23 protein-coding genes are annotated in these 17,871 nt (G+C 60.2%); 13 read left to right on the top strand and 10 right to left on the bottom strand.

The features are described from left to right. Positions 1–115: 115 nt before the first annotated feature. Positions 116–730, bottom strand: a complete 615-nt coding sequence (gene fixJ / locus LB536_RS24420; RefSeq protein WP_224597107.1) for a response regulator FixJ — start codon at positions 728–730, stop codon at positions 116–118. Further along, positions 717–2,273: a PAS domain-containing sensor histidine kinase gene (locus LB536_RS24415; protein ID WP_140760949.1), complete on the bottom strand. Its 1,557-nt coding sequence runs from the start codon at positions 2,271–2,273 to the stop codon at positions 717–719. Before LB536_RS24415 ends, fixJ begins: the two co-directional genes overlap by 14 nt. 191 nt (positions 2,274–2,464) lie before the next feature. Here LB536_RS24415 and LB536_RS24410 point away from each other — a divergent pair, with 191 nt between their 5' ends. Genes LB536_RS24410 through LB536_RS24395 form a run of 4 tightly spaced genes read left to right on the top strand, consistent with a single transcriptional unit; the run spans position 2,465 to position 6,878 of the window. After that, a complete protein-coding gene (locus LB536_RS24410) occupies positions 2,465–3,274 on the top strand; it encodes a universal stress protein (protein WP_224597104.1) in 810 nt (269 codons plus the stop codon). Next, positions 3,274–5,913, top strand: a complete 2,640-nt coding sequence (gene mgtA / locus LB536_RS24405; RefSeq protein WP_224597101.1) for a magnesium-translocating P-type ATPase — start codon at positions 3,274–3,276, stop codon at positions 5,911–5,913. The genes LB536_RS24410 and mgtA overlap by 1 nt, the downstream gene beginning before the upstream one ends. Then, positions 5,867–6,367 carry a DUF1775 domain-containing protein gene (locus LB536_RS24400; RefSeq protein ID WP_224597100.1) on the top strand — a complete coding sequence of 167 codons (501 nt, stop codon included), beginning with the start codon at positions 5,867–5,869 and terminating at the stop codon, positions 6,365–6,367. Before mgtA ends, LB536_RS24400 begins: the two co-directional genes overlap by 47 nt. A gap of 46 nt (positions 6,368–6,413) precedes the next feature. Next, entirely contained in the window at positions 6,414–6,878 is a 465-nt protein-coding gene (locus tag LB536_RS24395) for a group III truncated hemoglobin (protein WP_224597098.1), read from the top strand. Between the two features lie 69 nt (positions 6,879–6,947). Here the strand turns inward: LB536_RS24395 and LB536_RS31155 are convergent, their stop codons facing one another. After that, on the bottom strand, positions 6,948–7,082 hold the full coding sequence (locus LB536_RS31155) for a hypothetical protein (protein WP_263489313.1): 135 nt from the start codon (positions 7,080–7,082) through the stop codon (positions 6,948–6,950). On the opposite strand from LB536_RS31155, the gene LB536_RS24390 reads away from it, so the two are divergent. Both LB536_RS24390 and LB536_RS31255 read left to right on the top strand, forming a co-directional pair. After that, positions 7,081–7,350: a DUF6455 family protein gene (locus tag LB536_RS24390; RefSeq protein WP_140760940.1), complete on the top strand. Its 270-nt coding sequence runs from the start codon at positions 7,081–7,083 to the stop codon at positions 7,348–7,350. The two genes, LB536_RS31155 and LB536_RS24390, sit on opposite strands and share 2 nt — an antisense overlap. Positions 7,351–7,565: 215 nt before the next feature. Further along, positions 7,566–7,715 carry a hypothetical protein gene (locus tag LB536_RS31255; protein WP_181178698.1) on the top strand — a complete coding sequence of 50 codons (150 nt, stop codon included), beginning with the start codon at positions 7,566–7,568 and terminating at the stop codon, positions 7,713–7,715. On the opposite strand, the gene LB536_RS24380 is transcribed toward LB536_RS31255, so the two are convergent. From LB536_RS24380 to LB536_RS24370, 3 genes are all read right to left on the bottom strand, one after another. Beyond that, positions 7,710–8,408 carry a CBS domain-containing protein gene (locus LB536_RS24380; protein WP_224597095.1) on the bottom strand — a complete coding sequence of 233 codons (699 nt, stop codon included), beginning with the start codon at positions 8,406–8,408 and terminating at the stop codon, positions 7,710–7,712. The two genes, LB536_RS31255 and LB536_RS24380, sit on opposite strands and share 6 nt — an antisense overlap. Positions 8,409–8,542: 134 nt before the next feature. Then, positions 8,543–9,010 carry a DUF2231 domain-containing protein gene (locus tag LB536_RS24375; protein WP_224597092.1) on the bottom strand — a complete coding sequence of 156 codons (468 nt, stop codon included), beginning with the start codon at positions 9,008–9,010 and terminating at the stop codon, positions 8,543–8,545. Between the two features lie 126 nt (positions 9,011–9,136). Beyond that, positions 9,137–9,520, bottom strand: a complete 384-nt coding sequence (locus LB536_RS24370) for a hypothetical protein (protein ID WP_224597089.1) — start codon at positions 9,518–9,520, stop codon at positions 9,137–9,139. Positions 9,521–9,536: 16 nt separating this feature from the next. Here LB536_RS24370 and LB536_RS24365 point away from each other — a divergent pair, with 16 nt between their 5' ends. The 3 genes from LB536_RS24365 to LB536_RS24355 are packed head-to-tail and all read left to right on the top strand — an operon-like array spanning position 9,537 to position 11,871. Then, on the top strand, positions 9,537–9,863 hold the full coding sequence (locus tag LB536_RS24365) for a PepSY domain-containing protein (protein ID WP_140760932.1): 327 nt from the start codon (positions 9,537–9,539) through the stop codon (positions 9,861–9,863). Beyond that, entirely contained in the window at positions 9,863–10,528 is a 666-nt protein-coding gene (locus LB536_RS24360; RefSeq protein ID WP_140760930.1) for a response regulator transcription factor, read from the top strand. Before LB536_RS24365 ends, LB536_RS24360 begins: the two co-directional genes overlap by 1 nt. Then, complete coding sequence (locus LB536_RS24355; RefSeq protein WP_224597086.1) at positions 10,528–11,871, top strand: sensor histidine kinase; 1,344 nt, start codon at positions 10,528–10,530, stop codon at positions 11,869–11,871. Before LB536_RS24360 ends, LB536_RS24355 begins: the two co-directional genes overlap by 1 nt. A gap of 7 nt (positions 11,872–11,878) precedes the next feature. On the opposite strand, the gene LB536_RS24350 is transcribed toward LB536_RS24355, so the two are convergent. From LB536_RS24350 to LB536_RS24340, 3 genes are read right to left on the bottom strand one after another with little or no spacing between them, the layout of a single operon-like run. After that, positions 11,879–13,390: an FAD-dependent oxidoreductase gene (locus LB536_RS24350; RefSeq protein ID WP_224597084.1), complete on the bottom strand. Its 1,512-nt coding sequence runs from the start codon at positions 13,388–13,390 to the stop codon at positions 11,879–11,881. Further along, positions 13,387–14,109: an FAD:protein FMN transferase gene (locus LB536_RS24345; RefSeq protein ID WP_224597080.1), complete on the bottom strand. Its 723-nt coding sequence runs from the start codon at positions 14,107–14,109 to the stop codon at positions 13,387–13,389. The genes LB536_RS24350 and LB536_RS24345 overlap by 4 nt, the downstream gene beginning before the upstream one ends. A 25-nt stretch (positions 14,110–14,134) precedes the next feature. Next, the gene (locus LB536_RS24340) at positions 14,135–14,437 is read right to left on the bottom strand and encodes an FMN-binding protein (protein ID WP_224597077.1); all 303 of its coding nucleotides are present in this window, start codon (positions 14,435–14,437) and stop codon (positions 14,135–14,137) included. A 674-nt stretch (positions 14,438–15,111) separates the two neighbouring features. On the opposite strand from LB536_RS24340, the gene LB536_RS24335 reads away from it, so the two are divergent. The 3 genes from LB536_RS24335 (at position 15,112) to LB536_RS24325 (ending at position 16,558) form a co-directional block, all read left to right on the top strand. Further along, positions 15,112–15,495, top strand: coding sequence for a cytochrome b (locus LB536_RS24335; RefSeq protein ID WP_224597074.1), 384 nt, complete (start codon positions 15,112–15,114; stop codon positions 15,493–15,495). Between the two features lie 4 nt (positions 15,496–15,499). Next, the gene (locus tag LB536_RS24330; RefSeq protein WP_224597072.1) at positions 15,500–16,195 is read left to right on the top strand and encodes a VIT family protein; all 696 of its coding nucleotides are present in this window, start codon (positions 15,500–15,502) and stop codon (positions 16,193–16,195) included. A 147-nt stretch (positions 16,196–16,342) separates the two neighbouring features. After that, complete coding sequence (locus tag LB536_RS24325) at positions 16,343–16,558, top strand: DUF1858 domain-containing protein (RefSeq protein ID WP_224597071.1); 216 nt, start codon at positions 16,343–16,345, stop codon at positions 16,556–16,558. A gap of 2 nt (positions 16,559–16,560) precedes the next feature. Here LB536_RS24325 and LB536_RS24320 read toward each other — a convergent pair whose 3' ends face one another. Then, on the bottom strand, positions 16,561–17,262 hold the full coding sequence (locus tag LB536_RS24320; RefSeq protein WP_224597068.1) for a Crp/Fnr family transcriptional regulator: 702 nt from the start codon (positions 17,260–17,262) through the stop codon (positions 16,561–16,563). 151 nt (positions 17,263–17,413) lie between these two features. Here LB536_RS24320 and LB536_RS24315 point away from each other — a divergent pair, with 151 nt between their 5' ends. Beyond that, the gene (locus tag LB536_RS24315; protein ID WP_224597066.1) at positions 17,414–17,851 is read left to right on the top strand and encodes a pseudoazurin; all 438 of its coding nucleotides are present in this window, start codon (positions 17,414–17,416) and stop codon (positions 17,849–17,851) included. Positions 17,852–17,871 lie beyond the last annotated feature (20 nt).

Below are 17,871 nucleotides of genomic sequence, written 5' to 3'. Positions count from 1 at the left end.
TGCCAGCTGTTAGACAAGCCATTCTCGACCTCTTCACGCGATCGCCACCCCGCAGATGTCCTCACTGTCAGAAGCTGCCCGCACACGCCCTCAAACCTAAACTGCCAAAGTAGTGCTAGGGTCTGGACTCCACGATCAACGCCATGCGCACCAGATGTGACAGGCTGCTCGCCCCCATTTTGCTCATGACATTGGCCCGGTGGATTTCGACCGTACGCGGGCTGATTCCCAGATCGTACGCGATCGTCTTGTTGGGCAAACCGGAAACAAGTCCGTCCAGCACCTGGCGCTCCCGTTCTGATAAGGTGGACAGACGTGTGCGAATATCTAAAGACTGGGGATGCGCCGCGTTCGCTTGGTTCCTGTTGGCCAGTGCGGAGCGGATCGCTCCGATCAGCATCTCGTCGTCGAACGGCTTTTCGATGAAGTCGGCAGCGCCTTCCTTCATGGCCTGAACGGCGAGCGCCACGTCGGCGTGGCCTGTCATGACAATGACCGGAATCGTATGGCCGCGCGTTCTGAGTTGCCGCAGCAGTTCGATACCGTCTATCCCCGGCATGCGCACGTCGGTAACAATACACCCGTCGAGATGGCCAGTCGCCGTCGAGAGAAAAGCGGTGGCCGATTCGTGCAGGCGTACAGCGAAATCGGCTGTCGCCAGCAGAAAGCCGAGAGATTTGCGAACATCGACATCGTCGTCGACGACGTGCACTAGGTCATTGCCGGCCATTTGTGATCTCGTCTTTCTCAACTATGCGCAAGGTAAACCGAAAAGCGGTGCCGCCCATAGGCATTGCCTCGGCCCAGATGTGACCGCCATGCGATTCGACAATGGTGCGACAAATGGAGAGGCCGACTCCCATGCCCTGCTTCTTTGTGGTCACAAATGGCTGGAAAAGCTGTGCCGAAACCTCCGGGGCAAGACCCGGGCCCGTATCGATTACGCTCACCTCGGCCATGCCATCGTCCCGGGCGACCGTTCTGATTGTCAATTCGCGGCGCGGCGCGTCTTGCATCGCCTCGACGGCGTTGCGCATCAGATTGAGAAGAACCTGCTGAATCTGAATGCGGTCGGTCAAGACCAGTTCCGCGGCCGGATCGAGCGTGTAGCTGACCTGGACATTGATCTCCCTTGCACCGACCAGCGCGAGCGACGACGCTTCCTCGATCAGCGCCGGCAGTCGTTCGACCTGACGCTCGCTTTCGCCTCTGGCGACAAAATCGCGCAGATGACGAATGACATCTCCTGCCCGCAGGGCCTGCTCGGCCGCCTTTTCCACGGCATCCCGCAGCATCGGCGCGTTCTTTTCCTCGCTATTCTCGAGGAGTCGGCGGCTGCCTTTCAGATAATTCGTGATGGCTGACAGTGGTTGGTTGATTTCATGGGCAAGCGTCGAAGCCATCTCGCCAAGTGCGGTAAACCGCGCCATGTGCAGGAGTTCCTGTTGCTGTTCCTGTATTCGTGCTTCCGCGCGGTGCCGTTCGGTCAGGTCGCGGCAAAAGCCGGTAAAGAAACGACCGGTTCCCGGATTCATTTCTCCAACGGAAAGCTCCATCGGAAAGGTTGAGCCATCCTTGCGGATCCCGGTCACGATGCGTCCGAGCCCTATGATCCGCCGCTCCCCTGTCGCCAGATAACGATGAAGATAGGCGTCATGCTCGCCACGATACGGCGCCGGCATCAGCATTTTGACGTTCTGCCCGACGACTTCGCCTGACTGGTAACCGAACAGCGTTTCGGCGGCGGTGCTGAAGGATTGGATACTGCCTTGCTCGTCGATGACCACCATTGCATCGGGCACGGTCGCCAGGATCGAACGCAGATGGTCTTCGCGCAACAGAAGAGCCGCATTCGCGAAAGAGAGATCGCTGACATCCGCGCCTTCAATGAAGATGGCAGTTATTCGGCCGTCATCGGCCCTGATCGGCTGATAGACATAATCCAGGATACGCTCTTCAATTGGCCCATCGCGGTTGTTGCGAAGACCGATCTTCACGCCCTTGCCGCTGTATGGTTCGCCGGTCGAGTACACACTGTCCAAACGCTCGAGGAATTGGTGTCCCTCGAGTTCGGGAAAGGCCTCGCGGGCCGACTTCCCAATAACTTGCCGGTCGCCGACAAGTCGCTGGTAGGCGGCATTGGTCAGCACGAATACATGGTCGGGCTCGCGTATGAGCGCCATGAATCCCGGAGCCTGATCAAACATTTGCGACAACAGTGATTTCAGTGTCGTGCCGCCAGGCGACAAACTGAGTGCTTCGTCTTGGATCACCTGCGGTTCCTAGGCTCGAGACACATCAAAGAAAACCTAACTATCACTTCCCCGTTCAGAGGCAAAACGGAACGAGACCAATGGATTTGCCTGAATGCAATTGGACGGTTGTTTGACGCGCATCAAGGAAGCCAGCGCCCGTGAATGCAATTCATGGCGCATTCGAATCGCTTCAGTGAAAGGTGCGTCCAATGTCCTACAAGTCAATAATCGTGAACCTTGCCGTCGATGCGCCTCCTGCTGCCATAGTGAAGGTGGGTATCGAGCTCGCGCAACGTTTTGGAGCCCATCTCATCGGTCTGGCGGCGGCGGATGTTCCGCCTTTGGTCGCCACCGGCGACGGCATGGTCTACGAAGGCGAGGTCATGCAAATCCAGCGAACCGAAATCGAAAAGCGGCTTGCCGAATTGCGTGCCGAGTTCGAAGGCCTGGTTCCGGCTTCGATCACAAGCGAATGGGGACAAGCCGTCTGCAGTCCGACCCGGTTCCTCAGCGTTTTCGCCCGCGCAGCCGACCTTGTCGTGACCGGCGAGTCGGGAGACAACGTGTTTCGTGCCGTGGATCTTGGCAGCCTGGCGCTCGGCATCGGCCGGCCAGTCCTGGTCACGGGCACCAAACTAGAACACGTCCGCGCCAAAACGGTCCTGGTTGCCTGGAAGGATACCAGGGAGGCGCGGCGGGCGATGGCAGATGCCTTGCCCTTCTTGGCCAACGCCAATGAGGTTGTCGTCGCCACGATCGCAGCCAAAGGCGACGACAGCGTTCGCGACAGCCTCGCCCATGTGGCCGTCTATCTCGAGCGCCATGGCATTATGGCCCGGACGGAACTGATAACCGGTGAAGTCGATGGCGAGCAGTTGGTGACATTCGCACGCTCGATCCATGCCGACATGATCGTCTCGGGCGCCTATGGCCATAGCCGCCTGCGCGAATGGGCGTTTGGCGGCGTCACCCGCACGCTGATCGAAGAGAGCAGCATCAACCGCTTCCTGTCATACTGATGCCATCGAATATCGTGCCCTCTGGCGTGGACCAACAATCCGCCACCGCGGTCGCAGAACCCTATTGGTCGATCAGCAGCGAGGAGCTCGTGCGACGTCTGGCTACGTCCGCCACGTCGGGGCTGGCAGGGCCCGAGGCCGCCTCGCGGCTCGCCAGATACGGCGCAAATACTCCGGCGTCGAAGTCAAGCACGTCGGCGCTTGCCGTGTTCGTTCGCCAGTTCCGGAGCCCCCTTGTCCTGATCCTGATCTTCGCAGCCAGCGTTTCGGCCTTCGTCGGCGAAGGTCAGGAGGCCACAATCATCGTCGCGATCGTACTGGCGAGTTGCGTTCTCAGCTTCACCCAGGAATATGGGGCGTCGCGAGCGACAGAGGCACTCAAACAGCGTATCTCGCGCAAGGCTATCGTGCTGCGCGATGGCGTCGAATCCTCCGTTTCTGCTGAAGAAATCGTGCCGGGGGATCTCATCCGGTTGTCGGCCGGAAACCTCATACCTGCCGACGGCATCATCCTTGACGCGCGCGACTTCAACGTCAGCGAGGCCGTGCTGACCGGCGAAACCTTCCCCGTCTTGAAGATGGCGGGGCATTCAGCCCCTGATGCCTCCGTCGCCGAACGCAACAATGCGGTGTTTACCGGCACATCCGTGCGCAGCGGCACTGCAACCGTGCTTGCGGCAGCGACCGGCGCCCGCACAGAATTCGCTTCCATCGCCGCGGCACTGGAGCGGCAAATCCCGGAAACGGGTTTTGCCCGAGGGATCAGGTTGTTTGGCTATCTGATGACAGAGATCATGCTGGCGATTGTCATCATGGTGTTTTTTGCCAACCTGATGCTGCATCGTCCGCTGATTGAATCGCTGTTGTTTTCGCTGGCACTCGCGGTCGGCCTTACACCGGAACTGCTCCCGGCCATTATCAGTGTAACGCTTGCTCGAGGCGCGCGCGCCATGGCTGCCAATGGCGTTATCGTGCGGCGGCTCGATGCCATCGAGAATCTCGGCAGCATGGATCTTTTGTGCACCGACAAGACAGGAACGCTGACGGAAGGTGTGATCCGCCTCGACGGATGGTTCGATGTCGATGGCAATCGGTCAGAGGAGATCCTTCTTTGGGCCCGGCTCAACGCCAGCCTGCAGACCGGACTGAAGAACCCGCTGGATGAAGCGGTTGCCGGGACCCCGGGCGGGAACGCGTCATTGGGTGCTTTCACGAAGGTGGACGAAGTGCCCTACGATTTCATTCGCAAGCGCCTCTCCGTCGTTGTGCGGAGCGAGGACACCGGCGATCTCCTGATCACCAAGGGCGCGGTACAAAATGTTCTCGAAACCTGCAGCGTTGTCCTCACAGCGAAAGGCCTGGAACCTCTCGAAGACGCGCACCGTGCGGCGATCGACAAGAAGTTTCGGCTCTGGAGTTCGGACGGCTATCGGGTTCTGGGGCTAGCGACGCGTCGGTTTGAAAGCCGAAGTGCCTATGGCAGGAAGGACGAGGTCGATCTCGCCTTCGCCGGCTTCCTGCTTTTCCTCGACCCGCCCAAGGAAGGCGTAAAGAACACGCTTGCCGAACTCGCCCGTCGCGGCATCGCGGTGAAGGTCATTACGGGCGACAACCGCTACGTTGCTGCCCATCTTGCCCAAGCGGTCGGCTTGCGCATCGCTCGGATCATGACCGGGGAGGATCTGTCGAAGCTGACTAAGAGCGCGCTGTTTGCGGGCGTTCAGGACACCGATCTCTTCGTCGAGATCGACCCCAACCAGAAAGAACGCATCGTCCAGGCCCTGCGGAGCAGGGGCCATGTCGTTGGCTATCTTGGCGACGGCATCAATGATGCCCCCGCGCTTCATGAGGCCGATATCGGGGTGTCCGTCGACACCGCATGCGATGTCGCGCGCGAGGCCGCCGATATCATCCTCCTCAAGCAGGACCTCGCCGTGCTGGTGCGCGGCGTCGACGACGGCCGGAAAACCTTCGCCAACACCATGAAATACATCTCGATCACCACCAGCGCCAACTTCGGCAACATGATCAGCATGGCCGTCGCCTCGCTGTTCCTGCCTTTCCTGCCGCTTCTGGCAAAGCAGATCCTGCTCAACAATTTCCTTTCCGACGTTCCCTCACTCGCCATAGCCAGTGACAACGTCGATCAAGACCAACTGCGACGGCCTCGCCACTGGGACATCGGCTTCGTGCGGCGGTTCATGATCAGCTTTGGCCTTGTGAGCTCGCTGTTCGACTTCGCAACCTTCGCCTTCCTGCTTCTGTTCGCGCACGCCACGGCGGCCACGTTCCAGACCGCCTGGTTTGTCGAATCGTTGCTGACGGAGCTCGCCATAGTGCTCATAGTGCGCACGCATGGGGCTTTTTGGGCGAGCCGGCCAAGCCCCTTGCTTGCCTGGCTGACGCTGGCCGTCGGATTTGTCGCGGTCGCGATCCCCTATCTGCCGTTCGCGCCATGGTTCGGCTTTGTACCGCTGCCGCTACCGGTCCTGGCCGGACTTGCCGTCATCACTGCACTCTATCTGTTGGCGTCGGAGGCGACCAAGCGCTGGTTCTTTGATCGTGGCCGGCCCGGAGGATACAAGTCGATTTTTGCGAAGCTTCGCAAAAGCAGGAAAATCCTCGGCTCTGAATACTGAATTGCCTTGCGGGACCAAGCTCAGTGAAGGCGCCAATGAAATCGTCTGGAGAGGAGGTGATCTCGGCGATGGCGAATATGACGAATTCGTCTTTCGCGGCTACCTGCCCTCGGAGCTCAAGGTCGGCGGCATGCTCTATTTTCCGGTTATCCAGGGATGTCCGGAAGGCAAAGTTGAGCGACGGATCGAAATCCCCGCTGCTGGCCAGACAGACGATGATCTCGAACTGCCTGCGCCCACCCTCGAACTGGTGAAGGCGTCATATTGGAAAAAGGAAGAGAGTCAAAAAATGGACAACGTCCGGAGCAAAGAGGTGATCGAAGTGTGGCCAGGCCTGGTTTACGGCGCTGAGGCGGCCAGCGCCGCGAAGGCCGGCAATTCATTGTTGCCGATGCTGATCCTTGGCGTGGCTCTGATTGTCACAGGCGGGACCGTGGTGATGGCCTTCGTCTAGGAGAACATCCCGAGACCATCAGGATAGATAGCAAGAGGCAGCGCGCATGAATGGTATCCAACGAAGCAAGCCAACGGTCATTGTCGACGGCGTCGAGCTTTCCCCGCTTCTCGACGAGACGATGGTCCGAAAGGTCGTCCACGGTTTTTACGATGAAATCCGCCGCGACCCGCTTCTTGGCCCCGTTTTCAATGCAGCCATCAGAGCGGAGGCGTGGCCGTCGCATCTGGCGAAGATGTGTGATTTCTGGTCGGCCACACTACTGCGGACCTCTCGTTACGCGGGGCGGCCGTTGCCGCCGCATCTGGTTGTTCCCGGTCTTGGCGAGGAGCACTTCCGGCGCTGGCTTACGCTGTTTCGGGCGGTGGTGAGGCGCATCTGTCCGCCCGACGTCGCAGCAATTTTCATGGCACGGGCGCTCCGCATTGCCCACAGCTTTCGCCTGGCTGTCGCCTTCAACAGAGGCGAGAACACAGTCCAGATCGAACCGATCATCGAGGACAGCCTTTGATCGCGATTGTGGCTGCGACTCCTGTCCGGCTCTGACGACCTGCAGTCTTGCGTGGACCTTCAGCTCGGCTCAGATCACCAAGAAATTCGAGAGCCTCGGCGTCACCGCAATGGCGACGCCGACGCAGCGTGTGTTGACCGAGATCAATGTCATGTGGCTGCCGGAAGCGCAAAGATTGGCGACACGTGCGGGGAGAAGCCACATGACCTTTCTCGACTATCTGATTTCAGTTGATGCCAGGACGGCGCTGATGGATCGCATGATGCGGACTCTGGGCGTCGACCGGCAATTGACGGTCGTCGCGGATCACGCAGCTGTCACCAATCGGGCCGTTAATCGCTGCCGCTCCTGCGGCCATCAAGACGACTGCTCGGCCTGGCTTGACAATCATCACCACGCCGACGAGCCGCCAGCCTATTGCCGCAACAGCGACCTGATCGCGCGGCTGCAACACGTGTCTGGCAAAGGCTAGGTCGTCGCGCTCGCCTTTGGATCAGCGAGAGAACGCAGGTGATCCGAGTCATTGAAGACAGGCGGCTCATCCCGAATGTGTGGTAGTTCATTGGCGGGGCAGGGCTCTGCTCCTGTCGGAAGAACCATGATGTTCTGGGTTATAACCCCACTGCTCACACTGGCAGCCCGCTAACAGCACTTGTGCCGCTGGCCGGTGGCATTGAGCCCGTTGCAGTGGCAGGCGATCACGACCTCGAAGTTTATCGCGATCAGCTTTCTGAACTCGATCGCGACGTGGCGGGTATTCAAGGATTTATTGCGCTTGTCGGTCCACGCGGACCTTTGATTCAGCCCTACTCCGGCGCGGTGGTGGAATGGCTATGATACGAGGATGACGGACAGCGGATCGGCGCAAAACAGACTATCCTGGACAAACCTGACGCCTGCGACGTTTTCAGCGGCGACGATGGCTGCCTGACGCTCGCGTTCGTCGAAAATGGCGCCGTTGAGTTTCACCACGCCCTTCTCCACCGCCACGTTGATCAGCGCTTTGCTGGCCCATTTCTGCGTCGCAAGCTCGGCAATGATGTTCTGTCGTATCCGTAGATCATCGACCGCTGCATGCTCGGCGTCCGGAAGGGCGCCGAACAATGCCCGCAGAATGTCAGAGCGGGTAATGATGCCGACGACTTTTCCATTGTCCACGATTGGAATGCGTTTGACATGGTGGTGCATCATAAGATCCACGATCTCGGCGAGCCACGCGGCCGGAGATGCTGTGACGACGTTGTCGGACATCACCTCTGCGATCTGTCGACCATTGGCTCGGACATATTCGTCGGCGGCTTTTCCAGGGCTGACCAGCAGCTCCAGCCAGCGCGAGCGCTTCTGTTGAGTGCCTAGTTCTGCTCGCCGCAGGAAATCGCCTTCGCTGACAATCCCCGCCAACGTGCCGTCGCCACGAATGACAGGGAGGCCGCTGATCTCTTTGGACAGCATCAGCCCGGCCACCTCGGCGATGGACGCCGACGGATATGTGCAGATGACTGGCTTGCTCATTATGGCTTCGGCTTGCATGTACGCTCTCCGGAGATATTCCCATTCCCCGGCTTCTTAGATGCCTAATGAGCAGTTGAGCCTTGATCTGAATCATTTTGCCGTCGAGAAAAATGGCCCAAAGCTGGGGCTTCAGATTGCCGCGCGCGTGCTCGTCAACCGGCGACCGCGGCCTTGGCGACATTTACGCCAAGTTCGTAGACAAGCAGTCCACCATAATAGGCCGTCGCAGTGACCAGAATAGCGCCGCCAATTTCGACCAGAGGAATGGCGATCGCGAGCACGCGAGACTCTCGATTTCGCATCCAAAACGCGAGCCTCGCAAGCCCCCAGATCAGGAAGGTGAACCCAGTGACACCCCCCAGGCTTTCATGGATCTCTGCTATGTCACTGCTGAAGCCGGCCGCTTCGGCATGATCGAGGGCAAGTCCGCCATAGAACCAGGTTCCGATGGCGAAAACTCCGGCTGCCAGCGCGACAAAAGCGGAAATCGTCCCCGCGCCAGAACGCTTGGTCACCGCGTTGCGGTGAGCGAGCAACACAATGTCGATTATCACCAGTGTGTAGATGAGAACGATGGGAAAATGCACAAGCATGGGATGGATGTGCTGGGCTGGTATCATAGCGGGAGAATCTCCGGAGGTCAGACGAGAGCTGCGCGGCCTTGCAGGACGCCAGCTGAACGGTGGGCGGGGGGTCATCTGGGGCGCGGCGACAATGACAGATGTCGCGGACAGCCATCGGAAGGTTTAGTCGTCGTCTCCGAGAGCATCGCCTTCGTCCTCGCCGACGAGAGCGGTTCTTTCGCGGAGGTGGTTGCCATCGCATTCGACATCGCCAATACCTTTGATGGCTTTCGTGGCGGTCGTGTCCTGCATCGGTATGGCCTGGAGGTCGATCGGCCCGGGCGGCGTCCCAGAGGATTGCACGCCGCATGTCTCTTCGTCGGATGCAGCGGCCGCAGGCAGGGCAAAGCCCGCCAGGCCCGCGAACACCGCCAGCAGAAGCGTGGAATTGCGCATGGTTTCGATATCCTTCTCGACGCGGCCATGTTTGGACGCGACGATGCCGATAGACAGCCTTTGCTTGCTGCCGGCTGAGGACGATTGACAGCAGATTGTAAGCTTCGACATGCGACATGCACCGTTCATGAGAGCCATTCTGAAGCGCCTGGCGATAGCAGGGCTGGCCGGGCTTGTCCTGGCCCAGCCGCTCGCCGCTCGCGCCGACGAGGACGACGATGGCGATCATGACCGCGCGAGAGACCTGTACGAGCGTGGTGAAATAAAGGGCTTGGCCAGTATCCTGGATGTCGTTCGCGCGCGGGCTCCAGGCGATATCGTGGCAGTCGATCTGATCCGCAAGGCAAACAAATGGGTCTACCGATTTCAGGTCGTCGACGTCGATGGCCGGCGAAAGGCAGTCGACGTCGACGCCGGTGCCGGTGTGATTATGCGGGACGGAGAAGGTGACTGATGAAGATCCTGCTGGCCGAGGACGAGCCCCGCATAGCAGTCGATATCGAGACTGCCCTCAAGGCGTCCGGAATGGTGGTCGATATCGTGCGGGATGGTGAAGCTGCCTGGTTTGCCGGCGACGTGGAGAACTATGATGCCGCCATTCTGGATCTCGGCCTACCCAAACTCGATGGCCTGACGGTGTTGAAGCGCTGGCGGGCCAACGCGCGCCGGTTTCCGGTTCTCATCCTGACCGCAAGGGGCATGTGGACAGAACGCGTGGATGGTATCAATTCCGGTGCAGACGACTATCTCCCCAAGCCCTTCGAGATGGAAGAACTGCTCGCCAGGTTGCGGGCTATCCTGCGGCGTTCGGCGGGCCAGTCTGCACCCGTGTTGAAGTCTGGGCCGCTGGTCTTGGACACGCGCCAGATGCGCATTTCGCTACGCGGCATTCCCATTGCGCTTTCGCCGCTGGAATACCGGTTACTGGCGTTTTTAATGCACCACGCCGGCCGGGTGGTGGCGCCGACCGAACTTGCCGAGCATCTTTACGATTCAGGGAATGATCGCGATCCGAACACAATCGAGGTCATCGTTGCGCGGCTGCGACGAAAACTCGGCAGCGATGTCATCGAAACGCGGCGCGGGTTCGGCTATCTGATGCCCGATGATGCCGCCTGATGGGCAACTCGATCCGCCTCAGGCTGTGGCTGGCTGCCACGATTTCGGTTCTTGTCGCGCTTGCCATAGCCGGCGCCGGCCTGCGCTATTTGTTCGAACTTCACGTCGAGCGGCGCGTGGTGGGCGAATTGACGGTCGACCTCAACGAACTGATCGGTGCAACGAGCTTCACAAGCGATGGTCGCCTTGTCGTGAGCCCCGTGCTCACCGACCCGCGTTTCGCCAATCCGCTGTCCGGTTATTACTGGCAGGTCGAGAATGTCGCCACCGGCGGCCTCGAGCGCTCGCGGTCTTTGTGGGACGCCAAGCTGACGTTGCCTGCCCGGAGCGCAAGCGGTGAGCTGCGAACGGTCGAAGAGTTCCTCGGCCCTGGCGGAGAACTCAGTATTGCGGTCGAGCGTACAATAATCGACGCCTCGGGCCGGTCCTTTCGCGCAATCGTGGCGGAAGATCATCGCACCGTTGCCGTGTCTGTCAGTGAATATGTTCGCGATCTCGCTCCGGCCCTCCTGATGCTCGCGGCAGTTCTGATGGTTGCGTTCTTTATCCAGATCACCATCGGTCTTGCACCGCTGGAAACTTTGCGGGTCGCCGTAAGGAACGTGATCGCGCAAAGAACCGCGAGGCTCGATGTGGCGGCGCCAAGCGAGGTGCAGCCGCTCGCTGACGAGATCAATCGCCTGCTCGATGCCCAGGAAAAGGCGCTTGTGCGAGCCCGCTCGCGCGCCACCGATCTGGCGCATGGTCTCAAGACACCGCTGCAAGTGCTGTCGGCCGACATCCGGGCCTTGCGCAAGAAAGGCGAGACGGATCTGGCTGACGAGATCGAAAAGAGCGCCGGAGCGATCCGGCGCCATGTCGAGCGGGAGCTCGCGCGCGCGCGCCTTGCACCCGGCGTTTCCGGCAAGGCGTCCTGCCTGGTGTCCGACGTCGCGGCTGGCGTCATTGCCGTCGTCAAACGGACACCAAGCGCCAAACAGCTTTCGTTCAACCTGGATGTCACGGACGATCTTACGGCGCCAATCGACGAAGGCGACTTGTCAGAAATTCTCGGCAATCTGGTCGAGAATGCCGCGCGCTATGCAAAATCGTCAGTTCGTGTGGGTGCATCCACCGCCCGGGACGAGGTGACCGTCAGTGTTGCTGATGATGGCCCAGGTATACCGGATGCCGATCTGGGGTCCGCGCTGTCGCGCGGCGTCCAACTCGACAGCAAGGGCGGCAGCAGCGGTCTTGGCTTGGCCATCGTTTTCGACATCGTCGAAGCCTATGGCGGAAGCCTTGCCATGGCCAACGCCGATCCGGGTCTGGTCGTGACCATTTCCTTGCCACGACACAATTGAGTGTCCTTCAGGCAAAACCCGGGAAATAGTCGACCTTTATCTTCGAGCGGCGAACACCCATGGCCAACAGCTTCTGGCGCAGCGTCTTGACCATCGCCTGCGGGCCGGAAATGTAGAAAGTGCGCTCAAGGTAGTCGGGTATGGCCAGACGTATCAGGCGCTCGTCGATATATCCGGGATATTGCCCGCGCTCGCCACCGTGCGCCACAGCGTGGATCGTCTTGATACCAAGTTCCTGCCTGGCCGCGTCAAGCACGTCGCGATAAGCGATGTCCTGCTGGCCTTCGGTTCCGTAGAGCATGACGATCGGTCGCCGCTCCTGACGGTCGATGAGATATTGCAGCATTGAGCGGAACGGGGTGATGCCGATGCCTCCGGCCAGGAAAGCGATCTTGGTTTCACGCCGGGCGGGCAGCGTAAAGTTGCCGGCCAGTTGCGCGGCGTGAATCGTGCTGCCTGGCTTCATGGTCATCAACTCGCGCTTGAAGGCACTTGATTGCGGATAGAACTTGACGCCGAGACGAACCGTTTCCTCCGTCGGCGCCGAAGCGACCGTGAAATAGCGGCGGTTGCCGCGATTGTCGGCGCGATCGAGACCAAGCGTCCATTCGAGATACTGGCCGGCCTCGAAGGCGAGCTTGCTTGGCGACCGGAAAACGAAGTCAAAGCTGTCGACGGCCGATCGCTCGATGCGTTCCAAGGTCAGCACCAAGCGTCCCTTGGGGCCAGCCGCATAGGCAAACAGGTTGCCGGCAAGCAACGCCAGTTCCGGCGTGAAATAGAACGAACCGATATGGATATTGGGAGCAAACAGAAAGCCGACGATGGCGGCAAAGGCGATACGCGGCCAAAGCATCGTCGGTGCGGTCAGCGGCTCGGTCAGCATCACGAAGGCAAAGAACAGCAAAGGCGACGAACCCAGTGTCTCAGCAAGCGCGGTCCAGTATTGCGATGGGTCCGTGGTTGCCAGAATGGTCGCCAGCGCCACGACAACGAAGGTCGAGACGAGGTCAAGCCGGCGCAGTTTGCGGACAACAAGCATGCCGCCGACGAGCACGAGTGGAAGTAATGGCAGATTGCCACCAACCCACCAGCTGGCCGGCTGGTCGAGCAGCATCGCGGACAGCGCCACGCCCAGCGCAGCCGGGTTGAAAAGGTGCTTCCGGCCGATGGCGAGAATGAATTTGGATGAAATCGCCCAGACGGCTGCGAATGCCACCGCCGCAATCCCCTTTATGTCCGTAATCGCTACCGGATCGAGGATGAGCGCCAGGATGAGTGCGGTGATGTAGACGGACTCGTTGTTGGCCGGGACTGCGAAGACATGCGCAAAGACCTTGTTGGTGATCCAGCAGGCGGCTAGCGCAAGCGCTGTCGTAAAGGCAAGCGCAATCGGATCATGTGGCACCAGCTTGACGAAGCCGAGCACGAACGCTGCGCCGACCAGCGCCATCAGATAGTAGAGGACCAGCCTGTACATGGTCAGGTGGTCGAGAAATCGGTCGATGGTCTTGATCATGGCAGGCAAAAGGCTCCGAACCCGGTTGTCGGCGTGGCGCGGCCATCGGCGTCGACGAGATAGCCCTCCAGGCTAGGCGTCTGCTCGATGAAGAGAATGCCGTCCCGCCCCATGGCGAAGGCCGCGGTGGCGAAACGATCGGCTTCGAGCACATCGGCGCCGATCACGGTCAGGCTGACGATGTCCTGGATCGGACTGCCAACTCCATGCGGATTGTAGATATGCTGACCGCGGACATAGGTGCCGGAGGTTGCGACACCGCGACCGCGGGGATAGACGATCTTTACGATCTCGTCCGCATTGAAGGGATTGCGGATGCCGACGCTCCAGTCATGGCCCAATGCATTCTTGCCGCAGGACTGGATATCGCCGCCGGCCTCGATGAAGAAATCACTGACGCCGGCCCGTTGAACAATCCCGGCCGCATTGCGGATGGCCCAGCCCTTGACGATGCCGGAAGGGTCGAGCGAACCGTCGGGCTTGCAAATATCGAAGTATCCGTCCGTTTCATTCTTCGTCTGCTTGGCAATGGCCAGCACTTCCATCATCTCGCTGCTCCAGTCGACGACCGGAACGTCGCCGCGGTTGATGGCCGCGATCTCGCTGTCGGCCCGGTACGTGCTGAAGCGCCGGTCGATATGCTCGAAATAGCCGAAGACCGTATCGACCAGCTCACCGGCCGAAGTGCCACCGATGTCGACCGTGATCGGCATGCCCATCAAAATTCGCGTGTCGCGCATGGGCTTACGACGACGCTTTCTTCAGCGCGCCGCGCAGGGACTGGATGAAAGCCCTGCTGGTTAGCGTCGCACCCGAAATAATATCGACATTGGCGCTCTGGGCGCTGATCGCTTCGTCGCGCAGCATGGGCAGCGCCTGCCTGTTGATATTCACGGAGGTGCGGCGGTCGGATGGATATTTCAGCACTTTCAGCGCCGTGAGCTGTCCGTTCTGCACGACGGCCTGAATCTGGATGATGCCGTAATAGGCATCGGCCGTGGGGCCGGTGTAGACGCCATCGGCATAGCCCTTTGCGGCGAGCTTCATGTCTACCCGGACGACCCGTGCTGGTGCATCCCGATATGCCGGCCTCGGCTGCGGGACTGGTATGTAGACGGCGGGCGTAACGGCGAAGGAAGGCGTTGGCGATGCAGGATCGGCGACAGACGGTGCCACTGGCGTTGGCGACGGGTGTGGTGCCACCGGAACCACTGTCCGCTTGACTGGATCATTTGGCCGTTCGGCAGGCGCTCCTATGCCAGCTGTCGTTTCCCCGGAGATCGGCAACCTTGTTCCAAACCGGAGATCGAGGGGTGCCGGCGAAGTGCGAAGCACCGGCAAAGCCGCAGCGGATCGGGGCTCTTTTGGCTGCACGGAAGGCGCTTCGGCTGCGTCGGCCGGCAGCGCCTCGCCGAGCATATCGTTTGCCGGATGCCTTCCGGCCTGATCCCAGACATAGGCGCCGGAGGCAGCGACCACGAAAAGCGACAGCGCAAACTTCTTCATCGAAATTATGTTTCCACATTGAACCTTTGCAGTGGCGATCCATCCGGTTCGCCTCGGATGCACTATCGCACGACCAAGCTGACAACTGGCTGTCAGCCAAGATCGAGTCGCGGCAGGTGGAAAGCTCAACGGGATGGCGAGAAGATTTGTCCTAGATCAAGATTGTCGCATAAGCAGCGAGGTAGGAAGGGTCTCTTTTAGCGAGGTAGCTGCCGATGCGTGTTGACAACGAGCCGGCCGGATACACCGGACCCCAGATACTGCTGCATTGGACCATCGCGGCGCTGATCGTCGTCCAGCTTGTGATAGGTGAGGACATCAAGCCGGCTTACCGGGCGTTCTCGCGCGCTGCCGAGGCGGCAGCCGGCGCCGCGGCTGCCCATTTCCTGCTGTATCTCTTCATTTTCGGGATGCCTATCACTGGGGCGCTGGCCTGGTATTTCAGCTTTCGAGCGATGGGTGAGATTCACGAACTCGCCAAGCCCATGATCATCGTCGTCGTCGGCCTCCATGCGGTGGGAGCCTCGTGGCAGCATTTCATCGTGAAATCGGACGTGCTCGTCAGGATGCTGCGACCAGCTGGACGACGCCTGAGGTGATGTCATGAGCCGCCTTCACAGTGAAAACCATCTTGTATCCCGCGTCGGCTGGCTGCGCGCCGCCGTGCTCGGCGCCAATGACGGCATTGTCTCGACGGCCAGCCTCATCGTTGGCGTGGCGGCAGCCAATGCCGCGGCCTCCAACGTTCTGATTGCCGGCGTCGCCGGACTGGTCGCCGGTGCGATGTCGATGGCGGCAGGCGAGTATGTCTCGGTCAGTTCGCAGTCCGACACCGAACAAGCCGACCTTGCGCGTGAGAAAGGGGAACTGGCGACACAGCCAGATTTCGAGCTGCAGGAACTTGCGGAGATCTATGTCAGACGAGGCGTCGAGCCGAGCCTTGCCTTGCAGGTCGCCCACCAATTGATGGCGAAGGATGCGCTCGGCGCCCACGCTCGCGACGAACTCGGCATTTCCGAAGTCACCACGGCCAGACCGATCCAGGCCGCGCTGACCTCGGCGGCAGCATTTTCGGTTGGCGCGGCCATGCCTTTGGCGATGGTGCTTGTTTCGCCGGCCGCTTGGCTTGCCGCAACGGTGTCTGTTGCCTCACTCCTATTCCTGGCGGTTCTGGGCGCCATCGGGGCCAAAGCCGGCGGCGCCAATGTGCTGAAAGCAACGGTTCGCGTCACCTTTTGGGGCGCGGCGGCAATGGCGCTGACCGCAGGCATCGGTGCGATCGTTGGTACTGCCATCTGACGGTGCGGTAACCTTTATCCGCTCCGATGCCTGCAGTCCTTCTGCCTCAAGAAGTCTCAGCGCTTGGCCAATAGTTGCGAAATCGCAACGAAGCGGTCCTGAGCGCGATGTAGGACGAGGGCTTCGCAAATCGCGGAGGACTGCGTCGTGAAGGAACCCAGCTCCATCACTCCCGATATGGTGGTTGACGAAATCATGAGGAAATGGCCGGCAAGCGTGGCTGTGCTGCTGGGCTACAGGATGCTTTGTGTCGGCTGTCCGATCGGCACGTTTCACACCGTGGCCGAGGCGTGCCATGAGCACTGCGTGGACGAGGCGCGTTTCCTCGCCGATCTGGAAGCGACTATCCGGGGCGAACGGTAACGTCAGTGCTTGCCCGGGTTCTCTGCGAGAACCACAAGGCGATGCGCATCCTTGACCGTGACTTTCTGGCGGCCGCTGACGATTATTCCGATGTCTTCCCACCTGCTGAGCAGCCGGCTGACTGTGTGCAGCGTCGTGCCTGTCATCTCCGCGATGTCCTGCCTTGAAATCGGGAAGTCGATTTCGATGCCGCTTTCGGTCTTTCGGCCGGTCTGGTTTGCCAACCGCAGCAAGGCATGCGCGACCCTTTGCTCGACCTGCTCCGTGGACATCTCTACGACCCGCGCCTGGGTCTCCTGCAGTCGGGTGCCAACGGTTCTGTAGGTGGTTGCCCCAAATATCGGGAATCGTCGCGCCATCTCCGCCCACAGAGCGTTGGGCCACGCCAGTACCACGCAGTCGACGGCCGCGAGAGCGCTGGCGGGATAGGCCGTTCGGCCGAGCGCCGCGGCGACACCAAAGATTTCGCCTTCGCTGATGTACCTGGCAATAACCTGTTGTCCATCCGGCGTGGTGCGGACGACGCGGATATGACCAGAGATCAGCACAAAAAACGAATGGGCTTCCGTTTCCTGCTCGAAGATCGCGGATTCCTTGGCATAGCGTGACGACCGTGCGCTTCGCAGGATTTCGCTTTGTTCTTCCGCAGTCATCCCTTGGAAGAGCGGCAGCTGCGATATCAGCGATCGGTCGAGCGCAACCAAAATGTGTTTCCTCACGACCCCAAGACACCGCGCCAGCGCGCGGCAACCATTCTTATCGCGAGTTTGCGCCAGCGCAAATTGTTCGCAGGGGCATCAGGCTAAATGACATTGAACGGCGCAATGCCGCGAACATGAGACAAAGGACAAATCGATGAAACGCACCATCCTCGCCGCCGCAATCTCCCTTCTCGCGCTCGCCGGCGGCGCAAGCGCGGAAGAGCATGTGGTGCAAATGCTCAACAAGGGCGAAAAGGGCGCCATGGTTTTCCAGCCGGCCTTCGTCAAGGCCGTACCCGGCGACACCGTGAAGTTCGTGCCGACCGACAAGACGCACGATGCCGAGTCGATCAAGGACATGATTCCGGACGGCGCCGAGCCGTTCAAGGGGAAACCGAGCGAAGAAATCACCGTTACGCTGACCAAGGAGGGCGTCTATGGCGTCAAATGCGCGCCGCACTATGGCATGGGCATGGTCGCACTGATCGTCGTCGGCAAGCCGGTCAATCTCGATACCGCGAAAGCGGTCAAGCATCCTGGCAAGGCAAAGACGGTATTCGCGGATCTGTTCACCCAGATTCCGGCCAACTGACCGGCATGAGATAGCTTGCC

Origin of the sequence: Mesorhizobium sp. ES1-3 (assembly GCF_020164795.1) — a bacterium.
In the GTDB taxonomy this organism is placed as follows: domain Bacteria; phylum Pseudomonadota; class Alphaproteobacteria; order Rhizobiales; family Rhizobiaceae; genus Mesorhizobium.
This window is presented reverse-complemented; position numbering and strand designations above follow the sequence as displayed.